This window comes from Agromyces mediolanus, from assembly GCF_023715325.1.
GTDB classification, from domain to species: domain Bacteria; phylum Actinomycetota; class Actinomycetes; order Actinomycetales; family Microbacteriaceae; genus Agromyces; species Agromyces mediolanus_A.
The window spans coordinates 338,600-350,841 of the sequence record NZ_JAMBNX010000001.1 but is presented as its reverse complement, the minus strand read 5'-3'; the positions used below and the strand labels follow the sequence as shown (position 1 = coordinate 350,841).

10 protein-coding genes are annotated in these 12,242 nt (G+C 72.1%); all 10 read right to left on the bottom strand.

The window, feature by feature from the left end; genetic code table 11:
• Positions 1–90 precede the first annotated feature (90 nt).
• The gene (locus M3147_RS01675) at positions 91–1,164 is read right to left on the bottom strand and encodes an Rv2578c family radical SAM protein (RefSeq protein WP_251201763.1); all 1,074 of its coding nucleotides are present in this window, start codon (positions 1,162–1,164) and stop codon (positions 91–93) included.
• A 106-nt stretch (positions 1,165–1,270) separates the two neighbouring features.
• A complete protein-coding gene (locus M3147_RS01670) occupies positions 1,271–2,956 on the bottom strand; it encodes an ATP-binding cassette domain-containing protein (protein WP_251201762.1) in 1,686 nt (561 codons plus the stop codon).
• 266 nt (positions 2,957–3,222) lie between these two features.
• Positions 3,223–4,707 carry a malate:quinone oxidoreductase gene (locus tag M3147_RS01665; protein WP_308201032.1) on the bottom strand — a complete coding sequence of 495 codons (1,485 nt, stop codon included), beginning with the start codon at positions 4,705–4,707 and terminating at the stop codon, positions 3,223–3,225.
• A 70-nt stretch (positions 4,708–4,777) separates the two neighbouring features.
• Positions 4,778–5,797, bottom strand: coding sequence for an N-acetylglucosamine kinase (locus M3147_RS01660; RefSeq protein ID WP_251201761.1), 1,020 nt, complete (start codon positions 5,795–5,797; stop codon positions 4,778–4,780).
• Positions 5,794–7,050, bottom strand: coding sequence for a 6-phospho-beta-glucosidase (locus M3147_RS01655; protein ID WP_251201760.1), 1,257 nt, complete (start codon positions 7,048–7,050; stop codon positions 5,794–5,796). The genes M3147_RS01660 and M3147_RS01655 overlap by 4 nt, the downstream gene beginning before the upstream one ends.
• Before the next feature lie 117 nt (positions 7,051–7,167).
• On the bottom strand, positions 7,168–8,322 hold the full coding sequence (locus M3147_RS01650) for an ROK family transcriptional regulator (protein WP_251201759.1): 1,155 nt from the start codon (positions 8,320–8,322) through the stop codon (positions 7,168–7,170).
• 62 nt (positions 8,323–8,384) lie between these two features.
• Positions 8,385–9,242 carry an ABC transporter ATP-binding protein gene (locus M3147_RS01645; protein ID WP_251201758.1) on the bottom strand — a complete coding sequence of 286 codons (858 nt, stop codon included), beginning with the start codon at positions 9,240–9,242 and terminating at the stop codon, positions 8,385–8,387.
• Positions 9,239–10,120, bottom strand: a complete 882-nt coding sequence (locus M3147_RS01640; protein ID WP_251201757.1) for an ABC transporter ATP-binding protein — start codon at positions 10,118–10,120, stop codon at positions 9,239–9,241. Before M3147_RS01640 ends, M3147_RS01645 begins: the two co-directional genes overlap by 4 nt.
• Positions 10,117–11,235, bottom strand: a complete 1,119-nt coding sequence (locus M3147_RS01635) for an ABC transporter permease (RefSeq protein ID WP_251201756.1) — start codon at positions 11,233–11,235, stop codon at positions 10,117–10,119. Before M3147_RS01635 ends, M3147_RS01640 begins: the two co-directional genes overlap by 4 nt.
• Positions 11,228–12,232, bottom strand: a complete 1,005-nt coding sequence (locus M3147_RS01630) for an ABC transporter permease (RefSeq protein WP_251201755.1) — start codon at positions 12,230–12,232, stop codon at positions 11,228–11,230. Before M3147_RS01630 ends, M3147_RS01635 begins: the two co-directional genes overlap by 8 nt.
• Between the last annotated feature and the right edge of the window lie 10 nt (positions 12,233–12,242).

Below are 12,242 nucleotides of genomic sequence, written 5' to 3'. Positions count from 1 at the left end.
CCTCCCGAACGCACCGCCGAGCGCAGGGAAAATCGACGGGCTGCAGCGAGAGTACCGCAGCGTACCGGCGCGCCGCTGCGCATCGGTGGCTCAGAAGAGCGTGTCGCCGACGGGACGCGGGAGGCCGTCCGAGCCGCCCACTCCGCGCGCTGCGCGGACGGCGGACGCGAGGGCTGAGGACCGCACCCCGCCGGTGACGGGGTCTTCGCTGCCGTACCGCAACCCGTGCGCCCGGATCATGGGGCGGATGCGAGCGGCGAGCCACTGCCGATAGGCCTTCGGGGCGTAGCTGTTCGTGCCGTAGTACATGGAGCGGTACTTCGGCACGAGTTCGGGGTGGTGCACGTCGAGCCACTGCATGAACCACGGCTTGACCCCGGGGCGCAGGTGCAGCGCGCCGTGCAGCACCGAGGTGGCGCCGGCGGCCTTGACCTGGCGGAGCGCCTCGTCGAGGTGCGCCCGCGAGTCGGTGAGGTCGGGCAGGATCGGCATGAGGAAGACCGTGCAGTCGAACCCCGCCTCGCGCACCGCCGTCACCGTCGCCAGGCGGGCCTTCGTGCTCGGGGTGCCCGGCTCAACGGCCTGCTGCAGTTCGTGGTCGTAGATCGCGATCGACATCGCGAGATCGACGGGGACGCGCTGCGCCGCCGCGGTCAAGAGCGGCAGATCACGACGCAGGAGCGTGCCTTTGGTCAGCACGCTGATCGGCGTGCCGCGGTCTGCGAGCGCCTCGATGATGCCGGGCATGAGCGCGTAGCGCCCCTCGGCGCGCTGGTACGGATCGGTGTTCGTGCCGAGCGCGACCGGCTCGTGCCGCCAGGAGGGACGGGCGAGCTCTTTGCGCAGGACTTCGGCGACGTTCACCTTGACGACGATCTGACGGTCGAAGTCGTCGCCCGCGTCGAGGTCGAGGTAGGTGTGGGTGGGCCGCGCGAAGCAGTAGACGCAGGCATGCGAGCACCCCCGGTAGGGGTTGATAGTCCACCCGAACGGCATCGACGAGGGACCGGGCACCCGGTTGAGCGCCGACTTCGCGAGCACCTCGTGGAAGGTCACCCCGGCGAACTCCGGCGTCTGCACCGAGCGGACCAGGCTGCTCAGCTTGGCGAGGCCCGGCAGGGTCGCGCCCTGCTCGACCTCGAGTTCCTGCCCGCTCCACCGCATGCCCACATTCGAACATATCTTCGAGTCATCCGCAACCCGACCCGCTGGCCCAGCTCAGGGTTGCCCGACTTTCATCGAAGTCGGGCAACCCTGAGAGGCTGCGCGATCAGGCGGCGGTGCGGTCGAGCGGCCGGCCCGCCGCGAGTCGCAGCTCCTCCCCCGTCCATCGGCGGCGCAGCCAACGATCGTGGCTCGCGATCAGCACCGCGCCCGGGTAGCCGCCGAGCGCCGCCTCGAGCTCCGTCGCGAGCGCCAGCGAGAGGTGGTTCGTCGGCTCGTCGAGGAGGAACACGTGCGGCGGCTTCGCGATCACCAGGGCGAGCGCCAGTCGACGCTGCTGCCCCACCGAGAGCCCGCCGATCGGCCGGTCGAGATCGCGGCGCGGCACGAGGCCGAGACTCGGCAGCGGCACGAGCGCCGCCCGATGCTCGCCCAGCGCCCGCTCGTAGAGCGCACGCGGCGAGGCATCCGGATCCTCGAAACGCACGTCCTGCTCGAGCAGTCCCACACGGAGGCCGCGCCGCCGACGGACCACCCCCGCATCCGGGTGGATGCGCCCGGCGAGCAGGCCGAGCAGCGTCGACTTCCCGGCGCCGTTCGCGCCGGTGACGAGGAGCCGGTCGAGCGCCTCGACCCGGAACGTCTCGAGCCTCAGCCGATCGCCGACCGCGGCCCCGGAGACCTGGACGAGCGGACCGCCCTCCTCACCGAGCGCTTGCGCGCCGGTCGGGATGCCCGTGAACGCGAGCGCGGTCGGCGGCTTCCGCAACTGCTCCCGCTCGAGCGTCTCGAGCCGGAGCTCGGCGTTGTGCACCCGCCGTGCGATGGCGGAGTCCGTGCGCCCCTGCTTGAACTTGGTGATGAACTTGTCGTTGTCGGTCGGCCCCCGGCGGTGCGAGACGTTCCTCGCCGTCTCGCGCACCGCCTCGCGGAGCGCCCGCAACTCGAGCTGCTCCGCCTCGTACTGCCGCTGCCAGCGCACACGCGCGTCGGCCTTGGCGTCGAGGTAGTCGCTGAACGAGCCGCCGAAGACCGTGCCGCCCGAGGCATCGAGCGGCACCTCCGCCGCGGAGCGGGCGGGGTCGAGGTCGAGCAGGCCGGTCGCGACCCGATCGAGGAACTCGCGGTCATGACTGGCGAAGACCACCGGCCCGCGCCAGGCACGCAGGCGCGCCTCCAGGAACTCGGCCGCGGCGTCGTCGAGGTGGTTCGTCGGTTCGTCGAGGAGCAGCGCGTCGGGCGCCCCGAGGAGGAGCGCCGCGAGGGCGAAGCGGCTGCGTTGGCCGCCCGACATCTCGCCGATGCGACGGTCGAGGCCGATCCTGGACACTCCGAGCCCGTCGAGCAGCTCGTCGCGGCGGGCGTCGACCGACCAGACCTCGGCGCGCTCGGCCGCGTCGAGCGCGGCCGCGTACCGGGCCTCGGCGGCCGGACTCGCGTCGACGAGGCCGGCCGCGGCGGCATCCAGCTCGCGCTCGATCGCGCGCACCTCGGCGATGCGCGCCTCGATGACGTCGTCGATGCGCTCGTCGTCGCCGAACGGCAGCTCCTGCAGGAGGAGCCCGACCCGGGCGGGTGCGGTGAGCCGGCCGTCGGCGTGCAACGAGGCGGGTGCCTCTCCCGCGAGCACGCGGAGCAGGGTCGATTTGCCGACCCCGTTCTCGCCGATGAGGCCGAGCCGCTGCCCCGGGGAGACGGTGAAATCGAGATCGCGCAGCACGTCGCGATCCGCGTAGCCGGCCGAGAGGCGCTCGGCGCGGAGATAGGAGTTGGTGGTGTGGTGGACGGTCAAGGCGGACCCCCGTTCGCGAGGTGTCCCCGGGCCGCAGCGCACGCGGCGACGGCCCGGGGACGAGGGATGACTCCCGCCGGGCATCTGCCGAGACAGTGGGGGTGCGCGAAACGCTGTCGCGATCAACGAAAAGAGCACACCCGATGTCGACGGCGCCTCAGGCGCGGGACGAAGGGATGTGCTCAGATCATTGCGGGGTCGACGATAGCAGTCTCACGCCCAACCGCGCAAGGAGCGCCCCATGCGCCGCCGCACCGCGCGCCCGATCAGGCGCTGAGGTGCAGGGCCTCGGCCGTGGCCGCGAGGCTCGCCGCGGCGACCTCGGGGTCGTCGGAGAGCCGCGTGCCGTAGCTCGGCACCATCTCGCGGATCTTCGGCTCCCACTCCGCCATCCGCTCGGGGAAGCAGCGCGCCAGGACGTCGAGCATGATCGGCGCCGCGGTCGACGCGCCCGGCGAGGCGCCGAGCAGGCCGGCGATCGTGCCGTCGGCCCCGGTGATCACCTCGGTGCCGAACTGCAGCACCCCGCCCTTGGCCCCGTCCTTCTTCATGACCTGGACCCGCTGACCGGCGGTGATGAGCTCCCAGTCGCCCGTCTTCGCAGTGGGCATGAACTCCCGCAGGGCCTGCATCTTCTTCTCCCGGTTGGCGAGCAGCTCACCCACGAGGTACTTGACGAGATCGAAGTTGCGGAAGGCGACCTGCAGCATCGGGCCGAGGTTGTGCAGCCGCACCGAGAAGGGCAGGTCGAACCAGGTCGAGGTCTTCAGGAACTTCGGCGTGAAGCCCGCGTACGGGCCGAACAGCAGCGCCGTCTCGCCGTCGACGACGCGCGTGTCGAGGTGCGGCACCGACATGGGCGGGGCGCCGACCGCGGCCTTGCCGTAGACCTTCGCCTGGTGCTGGGCGACGATCTTCGGATCGGTGGTGCGCAGGAACTGGCCCGAGATCGGGAACCCGCCGAACCCCTTGATCTCGGGGATGCCGGAATGCTGCAGCAGCGCCAGCGCGCCCCCGCCCGCGCCGACGAACACGAAGCGGGCGTTCACGGTCTTCGGGGTGCCGCCCACGAGATGGCGGAGCTTCAGGTGCCAGCTGCCGTCCTTGCGGCGCTTCAGCCGGGTGACCTGGTGGTTCACGTTGACCTCGCCGCCGCGACGCTCGAGGTCGTCGAAGAGGTATCGGGTGAGGGCGCCGAAGTCGACGTCGGTGCCGGCGGCGATGCGCGTCGCCGCGACCTTCTGCTTCGGATTGCGCTTCTTCGCGAGGAGCGGGGTCCACTCGGCGATGCGCTCGAGATCCTCGGAGTACTCGAGGTCGGCGAAGAGCGGCTGGTCGGCGAGCGCCGCCACGCGCTTGCGCAGGTACTCGATGTTCGCCGCGCCGTGCACGAACGTCATGTGCGGGGTGGAGTTGATGAAGTTGTGCGGCTCGGGCAGCTCGCCCTGCTCGACGAGGTACGCCCAATACTGTCGGCTGATCTGGAACTGCTCGTTGATCGAGACGGCCTTCTCGGGGCTCACGGTGCCGTCGGCCGCCTCGGGCATGTAGTTCAGCTCGCAGAGTGCGGCGTGGCCGGTGCCCGCGTTGTTCCAAGCGTTGGACGACTCCTGCGCGACCTCGCCGAGACGCTCGTACACGCGGATGCTCCAGTCCGGCTGGAGCCGGGAGATGAGGGAGCCGAGCGTCGCGCTCATGATGCCCCCGCCGATCAGCACGACGTCGACGGTTTCCTCTGAAGTCACGCCCACAGTCTATGACCGCTCACGAGGCCTCCTTGACCATCGCCGAGGCGTCGGCTATACGCGGCGTCCAAGCGAGTCATCCCGCGAGCGCCGCGCGCGCCCGGGCGAGCGCCTTCTCCCCCGCCCCGGCGCTCTCGAGCGCGAGGAGCGCGGCCCCGACGATCGGCGGGTCCTCGACGATCGTGAGCGTGGCGCGCGGGGCGAGCTCGGCGATGCCGCGTTCGATCGGGTCGAGGAGCAGCCGGTCCCGCGCAGCGAGGATGCCGCCGCCGAGCACGATCGGCACGGGCCGGCCGAGGAGGTCGAGCCTCGTGAGGCACGCCCGGGCGAACGCCACGATCTCCTCGGCCTGGCGGGCCACGAGCGCCGCCCCCACCGCGTCGCCGCGTCGAGCCGCCTCGAAGACGAGCGGCGCGACGGCGGCGAGCGAGCTCTCCTGCCGTCGGCCGAAGTGCACCTCCTCGATGAGGTCCTGCACCGAGTCGAGCTGCAGCTGCTCGAGCATCGCACCCGTGAGCCAAGTCGCGGGTCCGCGGCCGTCGGCGTGACGGGCGGCATGCCACAGCGCCTCGGCGCCGAGCCCGGAGCCGCCGCCCCAATCGCCGGAGATCGCCCCGAGCGACGGGAAGCGCACCACCCGGCCGTCGGCCCGCACGCCGGCCGCGTTCACCCCGGTTCCGCACACGATGACGACCGCGTCGGGCTCGTCGGTTCCGGCCCGGAGCAGTGCGAAGAGGTCGTTCGCGACGATCGTCGACGGCCCGGCCCACGATCGGCCGGCGAGCTCGGCGCGGAACTCGCCGATCTCGCGGTCGAGGTCGAGCCCCGAGAGGTACAGGTTCGCCTGCGCGACCGGTGCACCGCCCGATACCTCGCCCACGAGGGCGTCGATCGTCGCGACCGAACGCGCGAGTCCGTCGAAGTGCGGGCTCGATCCGCCGCCACGGCGGCGGGCGACCACCCGGCCGTCGAGCGCGAGGGCGATCGCGTCGGTCTTCGAGCCGCCCCCGTCGACCGCGACGACCACGGCGGGCGCCGCCGTGGTGGTCGCGGGTTCCGGCGGGATCGCGGTGTGCCCCGGCTGCCCGGCCGTCACGCCCACTCCAGGAAGCGCGCGTTCTCGGCGAGCAGGAGATCGGTGAGCCGCTCCGCCCGGTCGTGCTGCAGCACGAGGGGGTGAGCCCGCATGGCGCGCAGCACCCGGTCGCGCCCGCCCCGGACGGCGGCGTCGAGCGCGAGCCGCTCGTAGCCGGCGACCGAGCCGATGAGGCCGGCGAAGTCGTCCGGCAGCGCCGCCACCGGCTCCGCGACGAAGCGGCCGTCGACGTACCGTGCCGGCACCTCGACGACGTGGTCGTCTGGGAGGAACGGCAGCACCCCGTCGTTGCGCAGGTTCACGACCCGCGGCACCGGGTCGCCGCCCTGCATGGCGGCGAGCAGCTCGATCGCGGCCTCCGAGTAGAACGCGCCGCCGCGGCCCTCGAGCGCCTCGGGCTTCGTGTCGACCTGCGGGTCGGCGTACAGCTCGAGCAGCTCGTGCTCGATCGCGCGCACCGCCTCGGCACGCGTCGGCTCGGCGAGCTGCTCGGCGAGCACCTCGTCGTGCGCGTAGTAGTAGCGCAGGTAGTACGAGGGCAGCGCGCCGAGCTGCGAGACGAGCGCGGGGGCGAGGTGCACCTCCTCGGCCAGTTCGCCGAGGCGTCCGTCGATGAGCTCGGGCAGCCGGTCGCGGCCGTCGATGCTCACGCTCCGCTCCCAGGTGAGATGGTTCAGGCCGACGTGGCCGAGGCGCACCTCGTCGTGGCCGACATCGAGGAGCCGTGCGAAGCGCCGTTGGAAGCCGATCGCGACGTTGCAGAGTCCGACCGCGCGGTGCCCCTGCTCGAGGAGCGCCCGAGTCACGATGCCGACGGGGTTCGTGAAGTCCACGATCCAGGCGTCGGGCTTCGCATGCCGCCGCACGGTCTCCGCGATCCGCAGCACGACGGGCACGGTGCGCAGCGCCTTCGCCAGGCCGCCGGGCCCCGTCGTCTCCTGGCCGATGCAGCCCGCCTCGTGCGGCCAGGTCTCGTCCGACTGTCGGGCGTCCTGCCCGCCGACCCGCAGCTGCACGAGCACCGCGTCGGCGTCGGCGACGCCGGCCACGAGGTCGCTCGTGCCGACCACCCGAGCCGGGTGGCCGGCCCGCGCGAGCATCCTCGCCGCCATCCCCGCGACGAGGCGGAGGCGGTCGGCGTCGGGGTCGACGAGGTGGATCTCCGTGAGCGGCAGCTGCTCGCGCAGGCGCGCGAAGCCGTCGATGAGTTCGGGCGTGTAGGTCGAGCCGCCGCCGACGATGGTGAGCTTCATGGGGTCCTTCTCTCGAGCACGGCGGGGATGCCCCGGCCGGGAGTACTGGTCTGTGATGGTCGCGACGCCTCGTCCGCTCGGGACGGCGTTCACGGGAAGAAACTGATGGGGGCGCGCTCAGACGAGCGGCAGGATGTCGGCCTCGAGCCGGTCGCGGATCTGCTGCACGAGCTGCTGCCGGGCGCCGAGGAGCACGGGCTGCGGGCCCGTTCCGCTCGCCCGCACGGCGAGTTTCGGGTGCGCCGCGCGGTCGATCCGTTCGGCGACGAGGTCCGCAAGCGCCCCACCCGCCGCGCTGCCGGTCGGCCCGCCGAGCACGAGCATCGCCGGGTCGAGCAGCGCGAGCACCGGCTGCGCGGCGAGCGCGATGCGCTCCGCGAGCGCCTCGAGCAGCGCCGGGTCTCCGTCGAGCCGTTCCAGGGCCGTGGCGAGCGGCTCGCCCGGTGGGCCGCCGAGGAGTCGTACGACGGCCGGACCGCCGAGGAGGTCGGTGATGTCGTTCGCCTCCGGGGCGAAGGCCGCCGCCGTCTTCGGCACCGGGAGGTAGCCGATCTCGCCCGCTCCGCCCGAGGCGCCGCGGTGCACCGCGCCGCCGAGGTCGATGCCGACGCCGAGGCCGTCGCCGATCCAGAACAGCGCGAAGCTCGAGGCATCCTGGGCGACGCCCGCCGCCCGCTCCGCCATCGCCGCGAGGTTCACGTCGTTGCCGAGCGTGACGTCGATGCCGAGTTCCCGGACGATCCGCGCCTCGGAGCCGACGGCGGGCCACCCGGGCAAGGTGTCGGTGAGCGAGAGTTCGTCCTCCTCGCCGAAGAACGCCGCCTGCACCCCGATCACGACACGGCTGACCGACGCCGGGTCGGCGCCCGCCGCCGCGCAGGCCGCCTCGATCGCCGCTCGCACGTCGCCCTCCGGGGAGCGCTCTCCCACCGGCACGACCTCGGCCACCGAGTGCTCCCCGCCGAGCGCGTCGACGACGACCGCCTGGATGGAGTGGGCGAGCACGGAGATCGCGACCCCCGTGATGCGGTCGATGCGGACGCCGTAGCTCACCGCGTTCGGACCGCGACCGCCGGAGACCTCGCCCACCGGGTGGATGAGCCCCACCCGCTCGAGGCGCTGCAGCATCTGCGTGGCCGTGGGCTTGGAGAGGCCGGAGAGGGCGCCGAGGCGCGAGCGCGTGAGCGGCCCGTGCTCGAGGAGCAACCGGAAGGCGGTGCGGTCGTTACGCGCCGCGAGCCACGCCGGCGTGCCCGGATCGATCGCACTCATCTCCACCTCCTCCCCTGGTGTCGCGCTGGTCACTCTAGTCGAGCGGATTCGCTCTCGAACGATCATCCCGCCTCCCGCCGTACCTCGTCGCGAAGCTGTCCGAGGCGGTCGGGATCGGCCGCCGCGTCGAGCAGGGTCTTCGTGTAGACGTGCTGCGGATCGAGGATGACCCGCTCGCTCGGCCCGCGCTCGACGATCTCTCCGCGGTACATCACGAGGATCTCGTCGGAGAAGTGCCGCGCGGTCGCGAGATCGTGCGTGATGTACAGCACCCCGAGCCGCTCCTGCCGCTGCAGCTCCGCGAGGAGGTTCAGCACGCCGAGGCGGATCGAGACGTCGAGCATCGACACCGGCTCGTCCGCGATGATGAACCGCGCGCCCGGGGCGAGCGCCCGCGCGATCGCCACCCGCTGCCGCTGGCCTCCGGAGAGCTCGTGCGGCCGGCGTTCGGCGAACTTCGCCGCCGGCGACAGCCGCACGCGCTCGAGCAGCTCCTCGGTGCGCTCACGCACCTCGGCGGTCGAGAGCCCCGGGTGGTGCAGCCGGATCGGCCGCTCCAGGTGGTGCCGGATCGAATGGAACGGGTTCAGCGAGCCGAACGGATCCTGGAAGACCATCTGGACGTCGCGGCGGTAGGCGGCGAGCCCCCGGCCGCGGTTCGCGCTCGGACGGCCGTCGAGCAGGATCCGGCCGCTCGTCGGCGACTCCAGCTTCGCGAACATCCGCGCGATCGTGGACTTGCCCGAACCGCTCTCGCCTACGAGGGCGACGGTGCGCCCCGGCTCGAGCTCGAGCGAGACCCCGCGCACCGCGTGCAGCGTGCGCACCGTGACGCCGCTGCGCAGCCGGAAGTCCTTCTGCAGCGCCTCCGCCCGCAGCGACCCCGCTGCGACGGGCGGCGACGACGTCTCGGCGGTCATGCGGCACCTCCCTCGGCGACGGCGGCGGTCGCCCCCGTCACGCCCGTACGGATGAACGCGCCGCCCTCGCCGCGGAGGCTCGGGAAGCTCTGCAGCAGCCGCTTCGTGTACGGATGCCTCGGATCGCCGAAGATGCTCGCGGCATCCCCCTGCTCGACGATCTCGCCCTCGAGCATGATCGCGATGCGGTCGCTGATCTCGATGAGCAGCGGCAGGTCGTGCGTGATGAAGATCACCGCGAAGCCGAGCCGTTCGCGCAGGCGCATGATCTCGCGCACGATGCCGCGCTGGACGACGACGTCGAGCGCGGTGGTCGGCTCGTCCATGATCATCACCTGCGGGTCGAGCGCGAGCGCCATCGCGATCATGACGCGCTGGCGCATGCCGCCCGAGAGCTCGTGCGGGAAGCTCGACAGGCGTGCGGGGTCGACGCCGACGAGGGAGAGCAGTTCGGCGCTGCGCGCCTCGCGGGCGGCCTTCGGCATCCCCTTCCGGTGCGTCGTGAACACGTCGTGCAGTTGCTTGCGGACGTTCATCACGGGGTTCAGCGAGTTCATCGAGCCTTGGAACACCATCGACACCTTGTCCCAGCGGTAGGCGCGCAGCGCCTCGCCGTCGAGCTGCACGACGTCGATGTCCCGGCCGCTCGCGTCGTGGAACACGACCTCGCCGCCCGTCATCACCGCCGGCGCCTTCAGCAGTCGGTTGAGCCCGTAGGCGAGCGTCGTCTTGCCGCAGCCCGACTCCCCCGCGAGGCCGAGGATCTCGCCCCGGTGCAGCGTGAGCGAAGCGCCGCGCACCGCCTGCACGGGCGGGTCGACCTCGTAGTCGATCGAAACGTTCGTGGCGGTGAGGACCGCCTGTCCGAGTACCGTCATGCGAATGCTCCCGAATCGGCGACGCCCTTGCCCGCCTTCGTCGCCTTGCGCTGCCGCTTGGCGTTCTCCGGGGCGAGCCTGAGCTTGGGGTTCACGACCTCGTCGATCGCGAAGTTGATGAGCGAGAGTCCGGCGCCGAGTGCCGCGATGATCGCGCCAGGCGGCACGAACCACCACCAGGCGCCGGTGCCGACGGCCTGCCCGGTCTGGGCGTCGTTCAACATGGTGCCGAGCGTGATCGAGCCGGTCGGGCCGAGACCCAAGTAGGAGAGGCCCGCTTCGCCCAGCACCGCGAGGATGACCCCGAAGATGAACTGCGCGGCGAGCAGCGGCACGAGGTTCGGCAGGATCTCGACGAAGATGATCCGCGCCGGCCGCTCGCCCGCGACCCGGGCGGCCGCCACGTACTCGCGGGTGCGGAGCGAGCGGGCCTGTGCGCGCAGCACGACCGCCGACCCCGCCCAGCTCGTGATGCCGAGGACGAGGGCGACGAGCAGCGAGCTGCGGGCGAGCGGACCGAGCCCGTCGGCGTTCTGCACGTAGGCCGCGATCACCATGACGACGGGCAGGCCCGGGATGACGAGGACGATGTTCGTGATGAGGGTCAGCACCTCGTCGGCGATGCCGCCGAAGTAGCCGGCGAAGACGCCGAACAGCACCCCGAGCACGAGCGCCACGAGACCGGCGACGAGGCCGATGAACAGCGAGCCCTGCGTGCCGTAGGCGAGCTGGGAGAACACGTCGTAGCCGAGCTTCGTGGTGCCGAGCCAATGCTCGGGTCCGGGCGGCAGCAGCGCCGGGTTGTTGGAGTCCCGCGGCGGCTGCGCGACGAGCGGGCCGAGCAGGCCGAACAGGGTGATCGCCGCGACGATCACGATGCCGGTCACGAGCTTGCCGGAGCGGCGCGGCAGGAGCCCGCGGAACCGCCCGCCGCGCCGCACGGCCGCGGCGCTCGCAGCGGCGACGGCCGCGGTGGCGGTCGCCGCCCTCGCGCTCTCCCGGGCGGCCTCCGCCCCGAGCGGGGCGCCGAAGGGCAGGTCGGGCGCGGTCTCCGCGCCGGCGCCGGGGAGCTCGCCGCCGGAGTCCGGCTCGGTGAGGGTCTGCCGGTCAGCCATTGTGCCGCACTCTCGGGTCGATGAAGCCGTAGATGAGGTCCATGATGAAGTTCGCCGCGAGCACCGTCAGCGTGATGACGAGGAACACGCCCTGCATGAGCGCGTAGTCGAGCCCCTGCACGGCCTGGATCATGAGCTTGCCGATGCCGGGATAGCTGAAGACCTGCTCCATCACGATCGAGCCGGCCACCACGAAGCCGAGGGCGATGCCGAAGCCCGCGAGGCTCGGGATCGAGGCGTTGCGCGAGGCGTACTTCGTGCGGATGCGGCGCGGCGTGAGCCCCTTCGCCTCGGCGGTGACGATGAAGTCCTCCGACATCGTCGACACCATCATGTTGCGCATGCCGAGCAGCCACCCGCCGATCGAGGAGAGCACGATCGTCGTGGCGGGCAGGATCGCATGCCAGATCGCGCTGCCGACGAAGGCCCAGCTCCACTCCGGACCGCCCGGGAACTCGAAGACGTCGTAACCGCCGACGATCGGGAAGATCCCGAGCTGCACGGAGAACACCGCGACGAGCACGAGCGCGAGCCAGAAGTAGGGGATCGACTGGAACACCGTCGTGACGGGCACGAGGTGGTCGAGCCAGGTACCGCGCCGCCAGCCCACCCAGGCCCCGACGACGATGCCGAGCACGAAGGAGATGACGGTCGCGGTGCCGACCAGGATGATCGTCCACGGCAGTGCCGCGGAGATGAGGTCGGCGACCGGGGCCGGGTACCTCGTCGAGGAGACGCCGAGGTCTCCCTGAAGCAGCCGGCCCCAGTACGCCAGGTACTGGTCCCAGAGACTCGTGCCCCTCTCGGCACCGAGGATCGCGGTGATCGCCTGCACCGTCTCCTCGGAGAGCGGCCGGCCGGCGTTCGCGCGGCGCAGCTTGCCGAGCATGATCGCCGCGGGGTCGCCGGGGAGGAGCCGGGGCAGCAGGAAGTTGAGCGAGATCGCCGCCCAGAAGGTCACCAGGTAGAAGGCGACCCGTCGGAGGTAGAAGCTCATCCTCGCACCG